We start from the raw sequence: 21317 nt of genomic DNA, 5'->3' as shown, positions 1-21317 counted from the left end.
ATTTTCTTTTTATGAATTACGAAGGTGTATTAACTAAAATGAAGACTGAAAACGGCTCGCCTATTCAGTATTACTTAGTGTTTGAAAATGACTTCCTCAATGTCAATCAATTACTAGACAAAAAGGTTTCAATAAATTTTCTGAAATTTCAATGTCTTAATTGCGGCCTAGAAAAAAAAATCTATAGACAAGGTTTTTGTTATGACTGTTTTTATGAAATTCCGCAAGCTGCAGACTGGATTATGAAACCAGAATTGAGTACAGCCCATCTTGATAAGGAAGATCGTGACCTAGAATATGAAAAGAAAGTACAGTTGCAACCACACATTGTCTATCTTGCCAATAGTAGCAATGTAAAAGTAGGCGTTACTAGAAAAACGCAAGTGCCTACACGCTGGATTGATCAAGGTGCACACGAAGCAATTGAAATTGTAGAAGTACCAAATAGGTATTTAGCCGGAATAACCGAAGTAGCCTTAAAAGACCACGTAGCAGATAAAACCAACTGGCGTACTATGCTTAAAAATGATATTAAAGACGAGAACTTGGTAGCGTGGCGTAATAACTTAAAACAGTACATTCCTGAAGAAGCGAAAGATTATTATATTGAAAATAATACCGAAACCAATCTAGAATTCCCCGTATTGCAATACCCTACCAAGCTTAAAAGTTTAAACCTACAAAAAACCCCATTTTACGAAGGAGTTTTAAAAGGAATTAAAGCACAATATTTGATTTTTGAAGATAATACTGTGTTTAATGTACGCGGAAATGAAGGGTATGTGGTTTCTATTAAAGTAGCTTAATCCATTAACATTCTTATAAACTGCACAACAGATCCTACAACTAGTGCGGCGCCAATAATATTGTAAATTATGGGGTTGTTTTTTTGTTGTCTATCTTTAAAGTGATCACTCATTTTTCCGTAGTAATACAGCGTAATAATTTTTCCGAAGAAGATCCCTGCAAAAAATAAAATTAAATTTAAAACAGGACTGAATTTAGAAAGAGTGAAAAGATATCTGTTTGCAATACTTATTAATACAATCCAGAAAATAAGTGCTGGAGGATTTAATAGGGCTAAAAAAAGTCCTTTCCAAAAACCACCTATTTGCCAATTTTCAGAAAGAGGATTTTTAAAATCTAGCTTAAATCGTTTTCGTAGTAACACTAAAACGCCTATCACAAAAAATGTAAAAACAAAGCTATATTGAAGCCAGCGGTTTTCTTCAAAAAAATCAGTAAACATGCGGCTGTAATTTAAAGCAATATAAGATAGAATTACACTACCAATAGCCGCTCCAATAGTAATTTTAAAACCTTTTTTAAAAGATTTTTTCAACGTCGTGGTAACAACAGCAACGTTTGAAGAACTTGCAGGAATTGCACCAAGTCCAGAGGCCAAAAAACCCGTGAGTAAAAAAACCAACAGCATTATAATGTCATATACCATCTAGTATGAGGTTAAATATTTAATGCATTAATATAGGATTTGTAATGCAATTAAAATGCAAGGGAACCTTAAAGTTAACCTCCGTTATTGGTAGTATCTTTTTTCTTTCCGCCAAAAATACCTCCTAAAATATCTTTAACTACCGTCGTGGTGTTTTGCTGTGTGTCTGTAGAGTCTTTTTTGTTTCCGCCGCCGAGAATATCACCAAGAATATCAGTTCCTTTATCTTTTAATTCTTGTTTTTGTTTTTCGATCAATCGTTGTGTAAGTTCAGAAACTGCAGACTTTGTATCAACAGAAATTGAAGGATTATTAAGTGTTCCGTTTATATTTACCGGTACATTTACAGTAACATTTTGAGCATTTTCGGGGTCTAGTTTTGCCAATAAATTTGAAACATCGCCGCCTAAATATTTTCCGGGTACATCGAGCGTAGCATTGTAGTTTATGCTTTTATCGAGACCGTGATTTCCTCGTACCGCAACATTAATGCCTTTTACATCAAAATCAAATGGTTGCACTTCAATATTTCCGTTATTAAATTTTAAAACTGTGCTTACATCACGCAAGCTAAGTCTGTCAATATTAAGAAAAGAAACCTTTTCACCCAATCGTGAGAGTAATGGTAGTTCTTGTTTGTCAACTTCTGCAGTTAATATTTGTGCAACAGCATTACCGGCCAGAGTTGAAATTTTTGGTGTAAGGTCATTGGTTAATTCACCATTTAGATCAATTTTGGTGCTTAAATTACCTTGTAATGCTTTTGCAATGGGTGCTAAAAACTGAAGTAACTCTAGGTTTTTAAACGATTCATCAATGTCAATCTTGCTTAAATCAAGATTCATTGCAAAAGTTGGGGTGGTGTTTTTGGTTGAAACATTTCCGCCTAGTGCAATATTTCCACCAAAAATATTGGAAGTCACGTTACTTAATGTTGCTGTTTCATCTTTAATAGTAGCTGTTCCTTTAACATTGGTCAAATTAAGATTGTCATAAAGAACTGTGTTTGCCGAAAAGTTAAGCGTTGCATCTAAAAAATCTGGAATTTTAATCGCTTCTTTGACAGTAGAGTTTTGTGATTTATTATTTTCTTCAGAAGAACTTTTAGTTTTTTCACCTGTTTCCGAAGTCATAAAATCATTTACATTAAAAGTATTTGATTGTACGTTAAAAGAACCTTTTAGGTCTTGTTTGGCCATCACCCACGGAATTAAATTTTGCATGGTTCCGGTGGCCGAAACATCTGTGTTTCCTGTTGAGGCTTTAAAACTGGTAAGCTTAATTACACCTGGTGAAAATGTGGTAGAAGCATTGCTAATTTTTAGTTCGTTTTTAAAAGCTGCATCGTTGTAGTTAAACCCAGAAATACTCGCTGTACCCGAACTTTTAATGTTTTGATATTGCTCCTTTTCTATAGACTGCATATCAAAATTTGTCGTTATATCTGCTTTAAACACACCGGTAAGGTTTTGTTCCATTTCAACAGGAAGAATTTTTTCTATATTGGCAAGGTTGATGGTGCCTTTAAGAGCCATATTTACTAAGGCATTTTCAGTAAGGTTTTTAATGCTTCCGTTTGCAGTAAATGTTTCATTGTCAATTTTAAAGGTCAAGCCGCCAATATTGAGATAGGTATCTTTTATTAAGCCAGTTTCATTTTTTAAAACAGCATCAATATGAATGTTTTCAACGGCTTTTGGTAAATCTGGATATTTAAAAGAGGCATTGTCACTTTGTACGCTTATATCCATAGTAGGAATATACGTTTCATCAATTTTACCTTTGAGCATACCCTGTACGCTAAAATTACCTGTAGTAGTTACGTTATTAATGTCTTTCACGTACTCTTTAGGGATAACGGCTAGAAAGTTTTTAAAGTCTGAAGAAGGTGTTTTAAAGGTAAGGTCAATTTCATTATGGGTTTCATTCACCTTAAAAAAACCGTCAAAGGTGAGCGGTAGTTCATTGATTTTTGCTTCATTATCAAGAAAAGTATATTTCTGATTTTTCAAATCCATGTTAAAAACAGCATCTAGTGACACTGTATTCTCACTTAAATACTCAATATCTTCAATTTTAAGTGAGACCAAAGCATTGGTTTGTGTTTTTAATTCTGAAACGTCTAGTGAAAAATCACCTGTACCTTCGTGATTGACATCTTTTAAGGTTAAGAATGTCTTGGTTGCTTCATCTAAATAATTGATTTGAGAATCATTAATCTCATAATGTTGAAGGTTGAATGTAAATCCTTCATTACTAGATGTGGCTTCTGTTTTGCTTTGGGTTATCGGTGCATCTTCTTTTATGGCAATATCATAATTGGCATTACCTAAAGAATCTACCTTAATGTTTATAAACGCATCATCAAGTTGTAAGGCATCAACAATTATAGGCTCGTCACTACTTTTAAGCAGTTGCATCACACCCATATCCAGTTTGATTGTTTTTCCTTTAGCAAGTGTATCTCCTTCAAAGGGTGATTTGTTTACAACGCTAAAATCATTAATAACCACAGCTGCATCTGGAAAACTTTTAAAAAGACTTAAATCCATTTCTCTCCATTCAACAGTTGCGTTGAGGTTTTGATTGATGTTTTTCTTTAGCAATTTTTCTAGTGAACCTTTAAATAGAAAAGGCGCTGCTATAAGAAAAAGCAATATAATCACTATTAAAACACCTATTATCTTTAAAATCTTTTTCATAATTACAACTTATCAAATTTTTGATTTTTTACCTGTTTATTAAGTATTTACATTTTAATTTCTTCTCCCATTTTTAAACCAAATCGTTTTCTCATTACAAATACAACAGCGTATAAAAGAGGAGTATCACAAGCAGCAACCAATACCTTAAATAGAAAACCACTTAGTAATAAACCGCCAAATAACCCCCAATCTATTTTTCCAAAACTACAGAGCAATATTAATACTGTAAATGTGTCTACAAACTGCGAAAAGAAAGTAGAAAAATTGTTTCGTATCCATAAATGTTTGCCTTTGGTTATGCGTTTCCAAAAATGAAATATCTGAATGTCTATGTATTGAGCAAACAAATAGGCCAACATCGATGCTAATACTGCAATTGCTGTAGCCCCAAATACTTTTGTAAAAAGAGCATCGTCAATTGGGCTCCAATCTGTTGCTGGGACAGCTGCCGAAACATAAATAATTAATAATGAAAAGAACGATGCAAAAATACCGGCAGTGACCACTTGATTGGCTTTTTTCTTTCCGTATACTTCACTAATAATATCGGTTATTAAAAACGTGATAGGGTAGGGAAGAATTCCAACAGAGATTTCAAATGTGTAGATTCCGAAAAAATCCCAGTAAAAAAATTTCTGAAATATTAAATTGGAAACTACCAATGAGGCAATAAATAAAGCGCCCAAAATCAAGTAGATGCGCTGTGCTAATAAAAGATCTTTGCGTTGTTGTATTTCCACGTATGCGTTTAAACAAACAAATTTAATGGTCAGTATTTTTCTTTTCCTTAATTTCGTCTTAAATTAGTGAGGCTGCACTATCAAGTTTCAATATTGATTTTTTATTTCTAAAAAAATAACTGGAAAACACCCATCAAACCACTTCAAAACATATACTTATCGTTAGGTAGTAACCTAGGGAATAAATTTGAAAACCTACAACAGGCAATAACTTCAATTTATGAAGAAATAGGTGCAGTGATTAAAATATCATCAGTTTATAAAACTCCTGCAATGGGATTTGAAGGCGATGATTTTTTAAATTGTGCAATCTTGGTTCAAAGCACGCTTTCTCCTAATAAAATAATGGACGCAATTCTTTCCATTGAAAAAAAAATGGGACGTCAACGTAAAAAAGGAGGATACACATCAAGACCTATTGATATTGATATTCTTTTGGTTGATGCAGTAATTAAAGAAAGTAAAAAACTTACTATTCCTCATCCTGAAATGCAAAATAGAAAATTTGTTTTGCAGCCTTTGGCCGAAATAGCTGCTCAAACAGATCATCCTGTTTTTAAGAAAAAAATTATAAAATTATTGGCCGAAACTACAGATGAAAGCCAATTGGAAAAACAATCAAAATGGTTGGTAAACCCCAAAAGCGATTATGATATTTCTGCATTTAATTATATAGCAATTGAAGGAAATATAGGCGCCGGAAAAACCAGCTTGGCTACACAAATTGCATCAGATTTTAATGCAAAATTGATATTAGAACGGTTTAAAGACAATCCATTTTTACCAAAATTTTATAAAGACCAGCAACGGTATGCGTTTCCGTTAGAGATGTCTTTTTTAGCAGATAGATATCAACAATTACTAGATGATATTAAACAATTTGATTTATTTAAAGAATGTGTTGTAGCAGATTATGATGTGTACAAGTCATTGATATTTGCCAAAGTCACACTAGCTGAAGAAGAATATATCCTGTATAAAAAACTCTTTCACTTGATGCATAAAGAGTTGCCAAAGCCAGATGTGTACATTTACTTATATCAAAACACAGAACGACTGCTTGAAAACATTCAAAAAAGAGGAAGAAAATATGAACAGTCTATTGAAGCCGATTATTTAAAAAAAATAAACCAAGGATATCTTGAGTTTATTAAAAACCAACACGATAACCGCATTAAGGTTCTAGATATTTCAGAATTAGACTTTGTAAAAAACAGAAAAGACTATTTAACTGTCTTAAAACAAATTGTAAATTAAAAAAGAGTTTACTTTTTCAGTTTACTGAAAAAATCCCATACAACAACCCCAACACTCACTGAAATATTTAACGAATGTTTAGTGCCATATTGCGGAATCTCAATCACCGCATCACTCGCCGAAACAACCTCTTGTTGCACGCCTTTTACTTCATTACCAAAAACCACTGCATATGTCATCGCTCTTTGAAGTGAAAAATCTTCTAGCGAAACAGAAAGTTCAGCCTGTTCAATAGAAGCTACAAAAACACCTTCATCTTGTAATTTAGAAATTACATCCATTGTGTTTTCAGCATATTCCCACTCCACACTATCGGTAGCGCCCAACGCTGTTTTTTGTATATCTTTATGTGGTGGTTGCGCTGTTATGCCGCACAGGTAAATTTTCTTTGTTAAGAAAGCATCTGCCGTGCGAAAGACCGAGCCTATATTATTAAGGCTTCTTATATTATCAAGAATGATAATAAGTGGTGTTTTATCGGCCTCTTTAAATTCAGAAGGAGAAATTCGTTCTAGCTCACTGTTTTTTAACTTTCTATTTTGCATACCAATCTTTTCTTTTATCTGTAAATGTAAGAAATCTTAAACCGTTTCATAAACTTGTTTATTGATTAGTTGTTGATAAATCAAGATAACTTGTAGGTGTGATTTTTATGGAAAGCAAGGGTGTTTCCTTACATTTACAGAATACATTTTTTGAACGATTATGGCGAAGAAAGTAACTCCTTTGATGAAACAATACAATGCGATTAAAGCAAAACACCCAGATGCTTTATTGCTGTTTCGTGTAGGTGATTTTTATGAAACTTTTGGTGAAGACGCCGTGAAATCTGCCAAAATATTAAACATCACACTTACTGCCAGAAATAATGGAGGAGATCGTACCGAGTTAGCTGGTTTTCCACACCATTCTTTAAACACCTATTTACCTAAACTAGTTAAAGCCGGTTGTAGAGTAGCTATTTGTGATCAGCTAGAAGACCCCAAACAAACCAAGAAGATAGTAAAACGAGGTGTGACCGAACTGGTAACCCCTGGAGTAGCGCTTAACGATGATATTTTACAATCCAAATCAAATAACTTTTTGGCTGCGTTACATTTTTCTTCAAATACCAAAAAAGAAATCGGGATTGCCTTTTTAGATGTTTCTACGGGTGAGTTTTTAACCTCAGAAGGTAATGCAGAGTATATTGACAAATTACTCCAAAATTTTAATCCTTCAGAAATTCTTTTCAGTAAACAAAAACGCAAGTATTTTTCTGAAGCCTTTGGCGATCAATATCACACCTTTCATCTAGAAGATTGGGTATATCAAATTGATTATGCTTCTGAAACTTTAAATAAACATTTCAATACTAAAAATTTAAAGGGTTTTGGCATTGATCATCTAGAAAATGGAATTATAGCCGCAGGTGCTGTATTGCATTATTTAGATGAAACGCAACATAACAAACTGCAACATATTACCAAAATAGCTCGCATTGCCGAAGAAGAATACGTTTGGATGGACCGTTTTACAATTCGCAATCTAGAACTGTATCACTCAACACAGCAAAATGCGGTAACCTTACTTGATGTAATGGATAAAACTATTTCGCCTATGGGTGGTAGATTGTTGAAACGTTGGATGGCATTGCCACTTAAAAATACCGAAACTATCAATCGTCGTCACGAAGTAGTCAGTTATTTGCTTGACAACAAAAAGGTTTTAACCCGTGCACAACAACATTTGAAGAAAATGGGCGATCTAGAGCGCCTTATTTCAAAAGTAGCAACCGGTAAAATTAACCCTAGGGAAGTGATTCAGCTTAAAAACTCTCTAGAAGCTGTTATTCCGATAAAAAATGAAGCATTACAAGCTGAAAATGAATCACTGCAAATACTGGGAGAACAAATACACGAATGCGAATCTCTTAGAAACAAAATAAAAGAAACCCTTGTTGAAGAGGCTCCCGTAAACATTTTAAAAGGAAACGCAATTGCAGAAGGTTTTTCTGAAGAGCTTGACGAGCTTAGAAGCATTGCCAACGGTGGAAAGGAATACCTTGACAATATGCTGGAGCGTGAAGCAAAACGCACCGGGATAACCTCCTTAAAGATAGCTTCAAATAATGTGTTTGGGTATTATATTGAAGTAAGAAACACTCATAAAGATAAAGTTCCTGAAGAGTGGATAAGAAAACAAACACTCGTAAGTGCAGAACGGTACATCACCGAAGAATTAAAAGAGTATGAAGCCAAAATATTAGGTGCTGAAGAAAAAATAATAACACTTGAACAAAACTTATTTGGCAAACTAGTAGAGTGGATGCTTCAGTTTATTGGTTCGGTACAGCAAAATGCTTCTTTGATAGCCGAGCTGGATTGCTTGTGTTCTTTTGCAGTACAAGCAGCTTCTCATAAATACAAACGCCCTTTACTTGATGATAGTTTTGATTTAGATATAAAAGAAGGTCGTCATCCTGTTATTGAACAGCAATTACCGCTCGATAGCCCTTATATTGCTAATGATGTTTTTTTAGATCGGGAAAACCAGCAAATCATCATGATTACAGGTCCCAATATGAGTGGTAAATCTGCTATTTTACGTCAAACAGCATTAATAGTTTTACTGGCTCAAATGGGAAGTTTTGTTCCTGCAGAAGCTGTGCGAATGGGGTGTGTAGATAAAATTTTCACACGAGTAGGAGCGAGCGATAATATTTCAATGGGTGAAAGTACCTTTATGGTTGAGATGAATGAAACGGCTAGTATTTTGAATAATATTTCAGAAAGAAGTTTGGTGCTTTTAGATGAAATAGGTCGTGGAACCAGTACCTATGACGGTATATCAATAGCTTGGGCCATTAGTGAATATTTGCACGAGCACCCTTCTCGTGCCAAAACATTGTTTGCTACTCATTATCATGAATTAAATGAAATGACAGAAACTTTTGACCGAGTAAAAAATTATAATGTTTCGGTAAAAGAATTAAAAGACAACGTACTTTTCCTTCGGAAGCTAGTTCCAGGCGGTTCACATCACAGTTTTGGTATACATGTAGCAAAAATGGCCGGGATGCCTCAAGCTGTCATTAATCGATCCAATAAAATATTAAAACGCCTAGAACGCTCACATTCTTCTGAAGAATTAACTGAAGAAATGAAACAGCTTTCAAAAGAAGAAATGCAATTAAGTTTCTTTAAACTTGATGATCCTCTATTGGAAGAATTGAGAGAAGAAATATTAGACATTGATATTGATACTCTTACACCTGTTGAGGCTTTAATGAAGCTAAATGAAATTAAACGAATGTTACAGCGAAATGCTTCAGTTAAAATAAAGAAATAAAAAAGTGTGTAAATTTTTTAAAAATAGCTTTGCTTTTAGGGTAAAAGTTTTAAATTTGCATCCGCTTATATACGTAAGCGCAGTTCTTTAAAAACGCGAAAATAGCTCAGTTGGTAGAGCGCCACCTTGCCAAGGTGGAGGTCGCGGGTTCGAATCCCGTTTTTCGCTCAGAGTATCTTGACTAGTTAATTGACTAAAAGAAAATATACCAATATGCTGAAGTGGTGGAATTGGTAGACACGTTGGACTTAAAATCCAATGGACAGAAATGTCCGTGCGGGTTCAAGTCCCGCCTTCAGTACAAAAGCCTTATCGTTTGATAAGGCTTTTTTGTTTTTATATTTAAATGTTTTGGACAAGCGATTTATAAATCGTCACTTAGGAGTTTCTTTATCTCATCATCTACCTCTTTTTTAAGCTCATCCTCATTGTTAATGCTTTTCTTTCTAGCGATGTATGATACGTAAATCAATAAAACGAGTATGGGTATGATTATAGGTAAAGAGTACCAAAAATCAAACTCATCAATATAGCTTATTTTAAAGTTGATTACACCAGATAATTGAAATAGGAACATGGTGAAGGGGATTAAAATAGCGTAACGCCACCAGTTTTTTGAGGTTAAAAACCAAATTCCTGTTAATAGTACAAAAGTGAGTTTTGTAACAAGTGCGTGTAAATAGATTTGAATGTTGTCAAAACCGCCCGAAGTTATAGTGCCAAAGATTGTTTTCCATTCTTCTTCACCTTTTGGGGCAAATTTGTAAAAGTAAAATAAAAAGGGTGTTGTAACTAAAAAGATAGTTAACAACACCCCGTTTATATATGATTGTTTTTTATCCGTTTGGTGGGATCTGATATTCTGATTTGTCAAGTTGTTGCTCATCGGTTCCTAATGATTCTGGGGTACAACTTGCTGCAAGTGCAAGTACTGCTAAAATAAACATAAGTTTTTTCATAATGTCTCGTTTTTAAGTTAAATTATGAAACAAACTTACGGTGAAATCCTTAAAAATCTAATAGTCAAATAAATATATCTTTTACTTACATTTGTAGGTTAACTCTTTCTTAAATAAAAAATATATTGGTCAAAATTACTTAAATATTCGATTAAATGCACTAAAATATATTTTTAAAAAGTTATTATTAACTTTTTGTTAACATTTTAAAATGTGCAATTTTCCGTTGAAAACATAAAAAAACCCGCTTCAATACTGAGCGGGTTTTTCTATACATATGCAATTAATTACATATCATCATTTCCTTTCATTTCATCCTCAACTTCATCAGCTGCGTTATCCATAGCTTCACCGGTATCTTCGGCTGCTTCTTCAATAGCATCACCTGTATCTTCAGCTGCGTCTTCAATGTCTTGAGTCATTTCTTCCATGTTTTCTTCAGCTTTTTCTTCGTTTGTTTCTCTACAAGAATATACAGAGGCAACTAGAGCTAAGGCTGCAAATGATAAAAATACTTTTTTCATAATATGTGTGATTAGTGATTAATAATAACCCAAAAGTAATTAAAATTTTAATTGTTGAAGTGTGTTAAAAAAATAATTTCATATTTTGTAGGTAGAGTTTTGAAAGGTTGTCCATGTTATTTTGGATATATTCCAAAAAGAATGTATCTTCGGAAAATGGAACGAAAACTACCCATTGAAGCAAAGCGCTTTAAGAAAGTAAGAGAAGAACTTAAATACACACAGCATTCTTTTGCTGAACTTTTGGAAATAGGTTCTACCACAGCAGACATTGAAAGAGGGAAAACCAAAATCACCGGAAAAGTTGTTACTAAGCTTTTAAGTCAATTTGGTATTAATCCTCTTTGGTTATTTGGTGAAAGCTTTACTCAATACCTTGAGATTAATCAAGCCAATGTAAACCCCAAAGTCATTACAGTAGACTCAAATGATCAAGAAACCATTTTATTAGTAAATCAAAAGGCAGCCGCGGGATACCCTCACAATATTCAAGATGTTGAGTATTATGATTCTCTCCCGGCGTTTAATATTCCGTTACCGCAATATCGCAATGCTACTTATCGAGGATTTCAGGTTGAAGGAGATAGTATGATGCCTTCTATTCGTCCCAATGAATGGGTTTTGGGAAAAGCAGTTTCAAACATCAATGAAGCCAATGATAGCTTAATCTATATCATCGTATTACATGATTCAGTATTGGTTAAAAAACTACAGAAAATAGCAAATAATCCCTCCAAAGTTCGTCTTATCTCTCTTAACCCAGACTATCTTCCTATTGATGTTGAAGTAAAAAATATTCAAGAGTTGTGGCAGGTAAACAGTAAACTAAGCTTTAATATTGATGAACCGTCTGAAACAACTCTTTTTAAGCAATTACAACAATCAATGGAAGAGTTAAAAGGTCAAATAAAAAGCCTTAAAGATTAAAAATTTCAGTAATTAGAGTGTATGTCTAGAAAACTTATATATCCTTTATTGATAATATTAGTAACTGTAGGTTTGTTTTATGCTGAAAAATATGTGGATAAGCAGAATGAGTCTTATCCAGATATGAGTCAAGAAACAGTTGAAGCGTATTCAGAATTTAATTCAGATTATTTACCAAGCTCAACTTACAATACTGTAATTAAGCATAAATACTACACCTTGTCATATGCTGAACCTTTTGAACAGGCAGAATGGGTTGCTTATGAGTTAAGTAAAAACCACGTTGTAAACAACAACTATAAAAGGCCTTATTATATAACAGATAGAAAAGTAAGCACAGGTTCTGCAGATTGGCGTAATTATAAAAACTCAGGTTATGATAGAGGACATTTATGCGCAGCAGCAGACAGAGAGTTTTCAGAAAATGCCTATCACGAAACCTTTTTAACCAGTAATATAAGTCCGCAAAATCATGAGTTTAATGCCGGTATTTGGAACCGTCTGGAACAGAAAACACGCAGTTGGGCAAAAAAGTTTGATGGCGTACATGTAGTTACCGGAGGAGTTTTAAAAAAAGGGTTATTAACCATCGGTGATGAAGAGGTTGCAGTTCCAGAACATTTTTATAAAATTATTGTAGACTATTCACAAGGAAATCACAGAGCGATTGCTTTTTTAATTCCTAATCAAGCTACGAGTGATTCATACTATGCATACGCCGTCACCATTGATGACGTAGAGAGACATACAGGAATTGATTTCTTTTCAAACTTACCCAACTCTATAGAAAAACCTCTCGAAGCAAAACTTGATGTGAATTATTGGAAAAACTATTAAATTCCGTAATAAGAATTTGCTCCATCCAATCTAATAAAGATAAAGAGTAAGATGGTAAAACCCCATAAACCGGAGCCGCCATAGCTAAAAAACGGTAGCGGTATACCAACGGTGGGTAAAAGCCCTGTTACCATACCTACATTTACAAAAAAATGAAAGAAAAGGATAGAGGCTACACTATACCCATACACTCTACTAAATGGGTTTTTTTGTCTTTCAGCTAAAAATAATAACCTTACAATTAGGCCTACGTACAGTAGTAGCACGACCATACTACCAATAAAGCCCCACTCTTCACCTACGGTACTAAAAATATAATCTGTATGTTGCTCAGGAACAAACTTGCCTTTAGTTTGTGTGCCTTCTGTCCAGCCTTTTCCTAACCATCTTCCGCTACCAATGGCAATTTCACTTTGGTTGGTGTTATAGCCAATACCTTTTGAATCTGTTTCTTTACCCAAAACGATATTAAAACGGTCTCTATGGCGCTGCTCAAATATGTTATTAAATATATAATTTACCGAAAGAGAAAACCCAATACAAGCCAATACAATAACCGAATATTTGAATATGCTAGGACGTTTTTTTCTTCTTCTGAAGAAAATAAATGCAGCAATGAGTATTACTCCTACAATCACCCACCAAAAACCAAAAGCTAATGTAGATATGAAAAGAGCGGCTGCAAAAAAACCTAGTAATAAATAAACAAAATGAAGTCCTTCTCTGTATAATGGAAAAATAAATGCTGCATAGATTAAAGCACTTCCAGGGTCTGGCTGAGGTACAATAAGTAGTGCTGGCAATAGGATTATCATAAATGCTTTTAACTGGTCTTTAAAAACATATATATCGGTCTGTATGTCTGTTAAAAATTTTGACAATGCTAATGCTGTAGCAGCTTTTGCAAATTCACTTGGCTGCAAACCAACACCGCCAAATGAATACCATGATGTCGCTCCAGATATGGTTTTGCCAAAGAAAAATAGACCTACTAGGGATAACAGAGACGCTAGGTAAATAATACTGGAAAAGCGTTCATAAAACTTAGCTTCAATTGCTAAAATAAATATGATGAGTACTACGCTTAAAAATATCCAGATTAATTGCTTGGTGTAAATTTGGTCAAAGTCCCAAAAGCTAGTAGCGCTATCATCTAATGAAGCAGAGTAGATATTAACCCAACCAATGGCGATTAAAGCAAAATATAGAAAAATAGTAAGCCAATCTAGCTTTACCAAGCTCTTTCCTACAGCCATTATTTATTTATTTTAAAAGGTTCACCGCTGTACGGTTTTGCGTATTCTTCTTCTAGACTTCCGTTGAGTACAAAGTTTTCCATGTCTTTTCGGGTGATTTCTCCTTTTATATATTTTTCAATCATCAAACCTGCAATTCGTCCTGCCCATCTAGAACCCCAATAGCCATTTTCAACAAATACAGCAATTGCAATTTTAGGATCATCTTTAGGAGCAAAGGCAACAAATATAGAATGATCTGTTAATTGCATCCTTTTTCCGTCGATGCGTATGTAATTTTCTGCAGTTCCTGTTTTTCCACAAATTTCAATACCGGGAACACCAATGTGTGAAGCTGTACCTCGGGTATAAACTTCGTGCATACCTTCAACTACTGGTTCAAAATGCTTTGGATCAATAGTAGTCATATGTTTTTTTGTGTATTCTTTTGGTATACTGTCTTTTTCGCCTATCCCTTTTATAACGTGTGGTGTATAGTACCAACCTCTATTTGCAATTGTAGCAGTAAAGTTTGCCATTTGTATAGGTGTCATTAACACTTCTCCTTGCCCAATAGCGTTTGATATAGTAGCTGTTGCATACCATTTATATTCAGGGTATCTGTAAACTCTATTATACAAATCTGAATCAGGGATTTTTCCAGGTCTACCGCTTGGTAAATCATATCCTAAATAATGTCCCAAGCCAAAACTTTCAAGGTGACGCTCCCAATTATCAATCCCTATTTGTGGGGTGTCATATTTTTCAATAGACCGTCTATAAACGGTACAGAAATAGGCGTTACAAGAATTTGCAATTCCGGCAGTCATAGATAAAGGGCTTGGGTGGTGGTGACAGCCTAATTTTCTGCCTCTACCATAAAAATAGCCACCGTGACAAGCAATACGTTCTTCAGTGTCAATCACACCTTCTTGCATACCAATCAAGGCTGTAAGCGTTTTAAAAGGAGAACCCGGAGGATATTCGCCTTGCAAGCCTCTATCAAAAAGTGGTTTTGCAATAGTATCATACCAAAGCCGAGTAAAGTTTTCTGAGCGTTCTCTTCCTACCAGCAAACCGGGGTCATAGTTTGGTGCTGTAACTAAGCTTAATATCTCACCTGTTTTGGGTTGAAGAGCAACAATACCGCCACGTTTGTTTATCATTAATTGTTCACCATATTTTTGCAATTCAGAATCTATGGTTAACTGTAGATCTTTTCCTTTTTTGGGAAGCGTGTCAAAAATTCCGTTATTAAAAGGGCCAATATCTCTATTAAATCGATCTTTTTGAATGTATTTTACACCTTTTACTCCTCGTAAAACATCTTCATATTGTAGTTCAACTCCTTGTTTACCAATTAACTCACCCATTTGGTAATAAGGGTTTTCTTTGATGATTCTTTGGTTTACTTCAGCAATATAACCCAATACATTGGCAGAATGTTCTACTTGGTAATCTCTAAGAGATCGCTTTTGAATGTAAAACCCTTCATATTTATACATTTTTTCTGAAAGAAATGCATATTCAGATTTTGTTAATTGCGGGATAACAACAGATGGTAATCGAGGAGAGTATACTTTAGCTTTTTGTAAAATAGTATCAAACCTGCCTTTGGTTATCTTTAATAGTTTACAGAATTCGGTTGTGTCAAGTGGTTTTACCTCTCTTGGAATAACCATGACATCATACGAAGGCTGATTTGACACCAGTAATTCTCCATTTCTATCAAAAATATAACCACGTTGCGGATAATCATAAAGAACTTTTACAGCATTGTTTTGTGATAATTGTTGAAATGAAGTGTCATAAACCTGAAGATAAAATAATCTTCCGGCAAACACTACTCCGGTAATCAATACAACAACAATTAATAATAATTTACGCATGTTACTACGTTTGCTCTTTTTAAAACAGCTTCAGAAAAGCGGGTTAATAATTAATTTTTTCGGCTGAATAAGGTTAGAAAGCTCATTAATAGAATTATACTAAATATTCCTGAAAATAACGTAGATTTTAGTATTAAAAGTATGTGCGAAACACTAAAAACTTCTAACCAGAATAAAATGATATGATGTAACAAAACCATAACCGAAACATATGTAAAACGTTGTGCAAGTGAGGTTTTGTTAATCTTTATATTGTTGTGCTCATAACTTATGCCAAATGAAAATTTTAAAATCCAAGGACGTATATACGCAATAAACACAGAAGCTGCTGCGTGAACACCTCCCGAATCACCAAAAATATCTACAGTAAGACCCAATACAAAACTTAAAAAAATAAGTAATCCTTTGTTTCCGTTAAGCGGAAAAAGTAAAATAAATAAGATGTAAACATAGGGATTGATGTACCCTAAAAAATTAATGTGATTTAATAGTAAAACCTGAATTAAAATAAGGAGAATAAACCTTACTACATTTATCAATATCGCGTTATTCTGCATTCTCTACTTCATTTTCCAGTTGAAGGATTTCTTCTTTGTTCATATTTTCAATGATATAAACGTGTTTTAAATTGGTCATATCATTAAACAGTTTTACTTGAAGGTCATAATAATTTGCATCTTCTTCCAGATTAAAAGAATCAACAGTACCTATTAAAATTCCTTCAGGAAAAATTGTTGATTTTCCGCCTGTAACGATTGTGTCGCCTACAGCAACAGGAGCTAGTCTTGGTATATCAATTAATTGAACAATATTTGGTTTTTTAGTATCCCAAGTAAGAGAACCAAAGTGACTAGATTTTTTTAATCGTGCGTTAATTTGGCTGTTGGTGTTTAAAATAGATTGCACTGTAGAAAAGTTTTCTGAAGTGGCGTTTACTATACCAATTATTCCTTTTGAAGAAATAACACCCATATCAATCTTTATACTATCCTTTTTTCCTTTCTTCAGGGTAAGGTAGTTTTTGGTTTTTGAATACGTGTTGTTAATTATTCTCGCACTTCTGAAGATGAAATCTGGTGATATATTGTTGCTATCAATTTTTAAAGAATCTCTTTCTGAATTAAAGGTACTTAGTTGTGTTCTAAGGCGTTTATTTTCTTCAATGAGACGTTCATTTTCGTTTTCTAATCCAAAATATCCGGTAACATTACTTTTTGCACTAAAAACATTTCCGCTTAAAAAATTAGCCGAACTTACATACTTTCCGTTGTGAAAGCTGTGTGTTTGTATAGTGAGGTAAATTGAGAAGAGGAATAAAATACCAAACAACAGGAAATTTTTATTCCGTATAAAGAAAAAGATTATCTGTTGCATGACGAGTTATTTCCTATTTTATCAACACACTTTTGTATTTGTTTAAGTTTTTCAAGCAAATGCCTGTTCCGCGAACTACAGCTCTTAAAGGATCTTCTGCTATATACACCGGAAGGTCTGTTTTTTGAGACAAACGTTTATCTAGGCCACGTAGCATTGATCCACCACCAGCTAAATAAATTCCGGTGTTGTAGATATCTGCCGCCAACTCTGGAGGAGTTTGTGATAGTGTTTCCATCACAGCATCTTCAATACGAAGAATTGATTTGTCTAAGGCTTTTGCAATTTCTCTGAAAGAGGTTTGCACTTGTTTAGGCTTTCCGGTTAACAAATCTCTACCTTGAACCGACATTTCTTCTGGTGGAAGCTCCAAGTCTTCTGTAGCAGCACCGATTTGAATTTTAATTTTTTCGGCAGTACGTTCGCCTACATACAAGTTGTGTTGGGTGCGCATGTAATAGATAATGTCGTTTGTAAATACATCACCGGCAATTTTTATAGATTTATCACATACAATCCCACCAAGTGCAATTACAGCAATTTCTGTAGTACCACCACCTATGTCAACTACCATATTACCTTTGGGTTGCATAATATCTACACCAATACCTATTGCAGCAGCCATGGGTTCGTGAATAAGATATACTTCTTTACCGTTTACACGTTCTGCACTTTCTTTAACGGCGCGCATTTCTACTTCGGTAATTCCGCTAGGAATACAAACCACCATACGTAGGGAAGGGGTAAGCCATTTTTTCTTTAATGCCGGAATGTCTTTAATGAACATATTGATCATTTTTTCACTAGCATCAAAATCTGCAATTACACCATCTTTTAATGGGCGAATGGTTTTAATGTTTTCATGTGTTTTTCCTTGCATCATGCTGGCTTCTCGACCAACGGCTATAATTTTACCGGTAGAACGGTCTCGTGCAACAATGGAAGGTGCATCAACAACAACCTTGTCGTTGTGAATGATTAAGGTGTTTGCTGTCCCTAAATCGATGGCTATTTCTTCCGTTAAGAAATCAAAAAATCCCATATCTTATTTTGGTGGTATTGAAATTATACGTGATAAGCTACTGCTATTCACAAATGTAACATTTTTAGTGTTTAAAATGACGAGTACCTGTAAATACCATTGACATTTCATTTTTGTTGCAATAATCAATGCTTAGCTCATCTTTTATAGAGCCTCCGGGTTGAATTACTGCTTTAATTCCGGCGTTGTCTGCTATTTCTACACAATCTGGAAATGGAAAAAACGCATCGCTGGCCATAACAGCTCCGTCTAAATTAAACTCAAAACTATTGGCTTTTTCAATGGCTTGACGTAGCGCATCTACGCGAGATGTTTGTCCGGTTCCGCTGGCACACAATTGTTTGTTTTTTGCCAAAACAATGGTGTTACTTTTGGTGTGTTTACAAATCTTTGAAGCAAACAACAAATCTTCTAACTCGCTATTGCTAGGTTTATTGTTGGTTTTGTAAGTTAATTCTTCTTTTGAATCGGTTTTTGAGTCTTTATCTTGAACCAAATATCCGTTGAGGCTAGTTCTTACTTGTGTTTCTGGAAGTTTAGTTTGTTTTTGAATTAATATAATTCTATTCTTTTTTCCTTTTAAAATGTCTAAAGCATTTTCTGAAAAAGAAGGTGCAATAACTACTTCACAAAATAGTTTATGAATTTCTTCAGCGGTGGCTTCGTCAATTTCAGAATTACTAATTAAAATTCCGCCAAAGGCCGAAACGGGATCACCTGCCAATGCATCAACATATGCTTGTTTAACAGTATCTCGTTGGGCAATTCCGCAGGCATTATTGTGTTTTAAAATGGCAAATGTAGGTGCTTCATCTGTAAACTCAGACATTAAGTTAATTGCGGCGTCAACGTCAAGAAGGTTGTTGTAGCTTAATTCTTTACCGTGTAATTTATCAAACATCGCTTCAAAATCACCAAAGAAATAGCCTTTTTGATGTGGGTTTTCGCCGTAACGAAGTTCTTTTCCTTTTGTTTCGCTTATTTTTAATGAAGTAATTTCTTTTTCAGAATTAAAGTAGTTGAATATCGCAGAATCGTAATGAGAAGATATATTAAATGATTTTGCAGCAAAACGCTTTCTGTCTTTCAAGCTGGTTTTTCCTTCATTTTCTGAAATAAGCTGTAACACCTCTTCATAATCTTCCATAGAAGAAACACAAAGTGTGTCTTTAAAGTTTTTTGCAGCTGCGCGTATTAGTGAAATACCGCCAATATCTATTTTTTCAATAATATCTTGTTCGGCTGCGCCAGAGGCAACCGTTTTTTCAAAAGGATATAGATCTACAATCACCAAATCAAGCTGAGGAATATTGTATTGATCCATTTCGGTAACATCACTTTCATTGTCTTGACGGTTTAAAATACCACCAAAAACTTTTGGGTGCAAGGTTTTTACACGACCTCCCAAAATAGAAGGATAATCGGTAACCTCTTCAACCGGTACAACATCGATTCCTAGGTCATTGATAAATTTTTGAGTTCCGCCGGTAGAGTATATGGTAACGCCTAGTTTGTCAAGCTGTTTTACAATTGGTTCTAGTCCTTCTTTATGAAAAACTGAAATTAATGCTGAAGTGATTTTTTTTGTATCGCCCATGGATTGAAATTTAAGGGGCAAAAGTACATAATTACATATAAAATTGTAACAATATGGTATAGAAACCGTCCAATGGATGTATTAATTTTTTCAAAAAAATCAATACCTTGTATTTTACAATAAAATAGGAGTACAGATTTGTAATTTTATTAAACGTAACTGTTGTTTTAATAATTAATAACTGAATAAAAATGCTGGTTTACTTACGAGTTTTAAAAGAAAGTTTTGGTTTTGCAGTCAATGCATTAAAAAACAACAAGCTACGTACATTTCTGTCATTGGTGGGAGTAACTATAGGTATTTTTTCAATAATTGCTGTTTTGGCAGCTGTAGATTCTTTAAAAAGAGAGATTGAAGGAAATATAAGTTCACTTGATAAAAGCACGATTATTTTATCACATTTTTCTTTTGGCCCCACAGATGTTCCTCGATGGAAACGAGACCAGTTCCCAATGGTGACTTATGAAGAATACCAGTACTTAGAAAGTAATGTTCCAAATTTGGATTATGCAACTTACACCTTAAATGTGCCTAATGAAACAGTAAAATATGGTGATAATCAAATAAGCGATGTTCCTATTGGTGCTGTAACAGATACATATTATTACATAGAAGCGCTGCAATTGGATACTGGACGTTTTTTTAATGGCGCCGAATCCAATAGCGGGTCTATGGTTGTAGTTGTAGGGTATGAAATTGCTCAAAAGCTTTTCGGCGGAAGCCAAAGAGCCATTGGGAAAGAAGTACGCATTTATGGTAGAAAGTTTAATGTAATTGGCGTACTAGAAAAAGAAGGAGCAGGTTTGTTTGGTGGCTCAAAAGACACGTCAATCTGGATGCCGGTAAATATTGTTAGGCGCATGTATGGCGATAATAATAAAAGCACGTTTCCGCAGATTGTGATAAAACCCGAGAAAGATATCGATAATGAAGAGTTTATAGCTTTACTGGAGCAAAAACTTCGTTTAAAAAGAGGAACTAAACCTGGTGAAGTAAATACCTTTTTTGTAAATCAACTACAAGGGTTTGCAGATTTAATAGATAATATTACCAGACAAATGAATTTTATAGGCCTCATAATTAGTGGGTTTTCGTTACTAGTTGGTGGCTTTGGTATTGCCAATATTATGTTTGTGAGTGTAAAAGAACGAACTAATTTAATTGGAATTCAAAAATCATTGGGTGCAAAAAACCGGTTTATATTATTACAGTTTCTATTTGAAGCTGTTATACTTGCAGTTATTGGAGGTTTGATAGGCCTAGTGCTTGTCTTTTTTGTGTCATTATTAGCCTCACAATTTACAGGTGACTTTGAATTTGTTTTATCACCTTGGAATATGTTTATTGGTACTGCAATTTCAGCAGGAATTGGATTAATTTCAGGAATACTTCCGGCTATTTCAGCTTCAAAACTAGATCCGGTTGAGGCAATTAGAACGGGTATGTAA

The 21317-nt window shown here is 34.2% G+C and carries 19 protein-coding genes and 2 tRNA genes; 8 read left to right on the top strand and 13 right to left on the bottom strand.

Features of this window, described 5'->3' with window-relative positions:
* Positions 1–11: 11 nt before the first annotated feature.
* Positions 12–806, top strand: a complete 795-nt coding sequence (locus tag INR76_RS02370) for a DUF2797 domain-containing protein (protein WP_223109068.1) — start codon at positions 12–14, stop codon at positions 804–806.
* On the opposite strand, the gene INR76_RS02365 is transcribed toward INR76_RS02370, so the two are convergent.
* The 3 genes from INR76_RS02365 to INR76_RS02355 all read right to left on the bottom strand — a co-directional run bounded on the left by INR76_RS02365 (position 803) and on the right by INR76_RS02355 (position 4898).
* Positions 803–1453, bottom strand: coding sequence for a LysE family transporter (locus INR76_RS02365; protein ID WP_223109067.1), 651 nt, complete (start codon positions 1451–1453; stop codon positions 803–805). The two genes, INR76_RS02370 and INR76_RS02365, sit on opposite strands and share 4 nt — an antisense overlap.
* Before the next feature lie 74 nt (positions 1454–1527).
* On the bottom strand, positions 1528–4155 hold the full coding sequence (locus INR76_RS02360) for an AsmA-like C-terminal region-containing protein (protein WP_223109066.1): 2628 nt from the start codon (positions 4153–4155) through the stop codon (positions 1528–1530).
* Positions 4156–4202: 47 nt separating this feature from the next.
* Positions 4203–4898 (bottom strand): queuosine precursor transporter, encoded by a 696-nt coding sequence (locus tag INR76_RS02355; RefSeq protein WP_223109065.1) that lies wholly within the window; start codon positions 4896–4898, stop codon positions 4203–4205.
* A gap of 132 nt (positions 4899–5030) precedes the next feature.
* Between INR76_RS02355 and folK the strand changes: the two genes are divergently transcribed.
* Positions 5031–6155 carry a 2-amino-4-hydroxy-6-hydroxymethyldihydropteridine diphosphokinase gene (gene folK, locus INR76_RS02350; RefSeq protein ID WP_223109942.1) on the top strand — a complete coding sequence of 375 codons (1125 nt, stop codon included), beginning with the start codon at positions 5031–5033 and terminating at the stop codon, positions 6153–6155.
* Positions 6156–6163: 8 nt separating this feature from the next.
* Here folK and INR76_RS02345 read toward each other — a convergent pair whose 3' ends face one another.
* Complete coding sequence (locus INR76_RS02345) at positions 6164–6700, bottom strand: RNA methyltransferase (protein ID WP_223109064.1); 537 nt, start codon at positions 6698–6700, stop codon at positions 6164–6166.
* A 160-nt stretch (positions 6701–6860) separates the two neighbouring features.
* Here INR76_RS02345 and mutS point away from each other — a divergent pair, with 160 nt between their 5' ends.
* The 3 genes from mutS (at position 6861) to INR76_RS02330 (ending at position 9786) form a co-directional block, all read left to right on the top strand.
* A complete protein-coding gene (gene mutS / locus INR76_RS02340) occupies positions 6861–9485 on the top strand; it encodes a DNA mismatch repair protein MutS (protein WP_223109063.1) in 2625 nt (874 codons plus the stop codon).
* A 95-nt stretch (positions 9486–9580) separates the two neighbouring features.
* Positions 9581–9653: transfer RNA gene (locus tag INR76_RS02335), tRNA-Gly, on the top strand.
* A 47-nt stretch (positions 9654–9700) separates the two neighbouring features.
* A tRNA-Leu gene (locus tag INR76_RS02330) sits at positions 9701–9786 on the top strand.
* A 63-nt stretch (positions 9787–9849) separates the two neighbouring features.
* On the opposite strand, the gene INR76_RS02325 is transcribed toward INR76_RS02330, so the two are convergent.
* The 3 genes from INR76_RS02325 to INR76_RS02320 all read right to left on the bottom strand — a co-directional run bounded on the left by INR76_RS02325 (position 9850) and on the right by INR76_RS02320 (position 10968).
* Entirely contained in the window at positions 9850–10296 is a 447-nt protein-coding gene (locus INR76_RS02325) for a hypothetical protein (RefSeq protein WP_223109062.1), read from the bottom strand.
* Positions 10297–10321: 25 nt separating this feature from the next.
* A complete protein-coding gene (locus INR76_RS13925; protein WP_255592753.1) occupies positions 10322–10444 on the bottom strand; it encodes a hypothetical protein in 123 nt (40 codons plus the stop codon).
* Between the two features lie 287 nt (positions 10445–10731).
* Complete coding sequence (locus INR76_RS02320; RefSeq protein WP_223109061.1) at positions 10732–10968, bottom strand: hypothetical protein; 237 nt, start codon at positions 10966–10968, stop codon at positions 10732–10734.
* A gap of 156 nt (positions 10969–11124) precedes the next feature.
* Here INR76_RS02320 and INR76_RS02315 point away from each other — a divergent pair, with 156 nt between their 5' ends.
* Together INR76_RS02315 and INR76_RS02310 are read left to right on the top strand one after the other, a co-directional pair.
* Positions 11125–11895 carry a LexA family transcriptional regulator gene (locus tag INR76_RS02315; protein ID WP_223109060.1) on the top strand — a complete coding sequence of 257 codons (771 nt, stop codon included), beginning with the start codon at positions 11125–11127 and terminating at the stop codon, positions 11893–11895.
* A 21-nt stretch (positions 11896–11916) separates the two neighbouring features.
* Positions 11917–12732, top strand: a complete 816-nt coding sequence (locus INR76_RS02310; RefSeq protein ID WP_223109059.1) for a DNA/RNA non-specific endonuclease — start codon at positions 11917–11919, stop codon at positions 12730–12732.
* On the opposite strand, the gene rodA is transcribed toward INR76_RS02310, so the two are convergent.
* From rodA to purH, 6 genes are all read right to left on the bottom strand, one after another.
* Entirely contained in the window at positions 12729–13988 is a 1260-nt protein-coding gene (gene rodA / locus INR76_RS02305; RefSeq protein WP_223109058.1) for a rod shape-determining protein RodA, read from the bottom strand. The two genes, INR76_RS02310 and rodA, sit on opposite strands and share 4 nt — an antisense overlap.
* Positions 13988–15856 carry a penicillin-binding protein 2 gene (gene mrdA / locus INR76_RS02300; RefSeq protein WP_223109057.1) on the bottom strand — a complete coding sequence of 623 codons (1869 nt, stop codon included), beginning with the start codon at positions 15854–15856 and terminating at the stop codon, positions 13988–13990. Before mrdA ends, rodA begins: the two co-directional genes overlap by 1 nt.
* Positions 15857–15906: 50 nt before the next feature.
* Positions 15907–16413, bottom strand: a complete 507-nt coding sequence (locus INR76_RS02295) for a rod shape-determining protein MreD (protein WP_223109056.1) — start codon at positions 16411–16413, stop codon at positions 15907–15909.
* Complete coding sequence (mreC, locus tag INR76_RS02290; protein ID WP_223109055.1) at positions 16403–17230, bottom strand: rod shape-determining protein MreC; 828 nt, start codon at positions 17228–17230, stop codon at positions 16403–16405. The genes INR76_RS02295 and mreC overlap by 11 nt, the downstream gene beginning before the upstream one ends.
* Before the next feature lie 13 nt (positions 17231–17243).
* Entirely contained in the window at positions 17244–18272 is a 1029-nt protein-coding gene (locus tag INR76_RS02285; protein WP_223109054.1) for a rod shape-determining protein, read from the bottom strand.
* Between the two features lie 64 nt (positions 18273–18336).
* A complete protein-coding gene (gene purH / locus INR76_RS02280; protein ID WP_223109053.1) occupies positions 18337–19869 on the bottom strand; it encodes a bifunctional phosphoribosylaminoimidazolecarboxamide formyltransferase/IMP cyclohydrolase in 1533 nt (510 codons plus the stop codon).
* Positions 19870–20060: 191 nt separating this feature from the next.
* Between purH and INR76_RS02275 the strand changes: the two genes are divergently transcribed.
* Positions 20061–21317 carry an ABC transporter permease gene (locus INR76_RS02275; protein ID WP_223109052.1) on the top strand — a complete coding sequence of 419 codons (1257 nt, stop codon included), beginning with the start codon at positions 20061–20063 and terminating at the stop codon, positions 21315–21317.

The sequence above is a fragment of the Marixanthomonas sp. SCSIO 43207 genome (assembly GCF_019904255.1).
Classification (GTDB): domain Bacteria; phylum Bacteroidota; class Bacteroidia; order Flavobacteriales; family Flavobacteriaceae; genus Marixanthomonas.
The sequence above is the reverse complement of the archived record's forward strand: the minus strand, read 5'-3'. Positions and strand labels throughout refer to the sequence as shown.

Bases quoted from the DNA above. Each gene is read 5' to 3' on its own strand.
- INR76_RS02370 (WP_223109068.1), top strand. From the start codon at position 12: ATGAATTACGAAGGTGTATTAACTAAAATGAAGACTGAAAACGGCTCG.
- INR76_RS02365 (WP_223109067.1), bottom strand. From the start codon at position 1,453: ATGGTATATGACATTATAATGCTGTTGGTTTTTTTACTCACGGGTTTT.
- INR76_RS02360 (WP_223109066.1), bottom strand. From the start codon at position 4,155: ATGAAAAAGATTTTAAAGATAATAGGTGTTTTAATAGTGATTATATTG.
- INR76_RS02345 (WP_223109064.1), bottom strand. From the start codon at position 6,700: ATGCAAAATAGAAAGTTAAAAAACAGTGAGCTAGAACGAATTTCTCCT.
- mutS (WP_223109063.1), top strand. From the start codon at position 6,861: ATGGCGAAGAAAGTAACTCCTTTGATGAAACAATACAATGCGATTAAA.
- INR76_RS13925 (WP_255592753.1), bottom strand. From the start codon at position 10,444: ATGAAAAAACTTATGTTTATTTTAGCAGTACTTGCACTTGCAGCAAGT.
- INR76_RS02320 (WP_223109061.1), bottom strand. From the start codon at position 10,968: ATGAAAAAAGTATTTTTATCATTTGCAGCCTTAGCTCTAGTTGCCTCT.
- INR76_RS02315 (WP_223109060.1), top strand. From the start codon at position 11,125: ATGGAACGAAAACTACCCATTGAAGCAAAGCGCTTTAAGAAAGTAAGA.
- INR76_RS02310 (WP_223109059.1), top strand. From the start codon at position 11,917: ATGTCTAGAAAACTTATATATCCTTTATTGATAATATTAGTAACTGTA.
- rodA (WP_223109058.1), bottom strand. From the start codon at position 13,988: ATGGCTGTAGGAAAGAGCTTGGTAAAGCTAGATTGGCTTACTATTTTT.
- mrdA (WP_223109057.1), bottom strand. From the start codon at position 15,856: ATGCGTAAATTATTATTAATTGTTGTTGTATTGATTACCGGAGTAGTG.
- INR76_RS02295 (WP_223109056.1), bottom strand. From the start codon at position 16,413: ATGCAGAATAACGCGATATTGATAAATGTAGTAAGGTTTATTCTCCTT.
- mreC (WP_223109055.1), bottom strand. From the start codon at position 17,230: ATGCAACAGATAATCTTTTTCTTTATACGGAATAAAAATTTCCTGTTG.
- INR76_RS02285 (WP_223109054.1), bottom strand. From the start codon at position 18,272: ATGGGATTTTTTGATTTCTTAACGGAAGAAATAGCCATCGATTTAGGG.
- purH (WP_223109053.1), bottom strand. From the start codon at position 19,869: ATGGGCGATACAAAAAAAATCACTTCAGCATTAATTTCAGTTTTTCAT.
- INR76_RS02275 (WP_223109052.1), top strand. From the start codon at position 20,061: ATGCTGGTTTACTTACGAGTTTTAAAAGAAAGTTTTGGTTTTGCAGTC.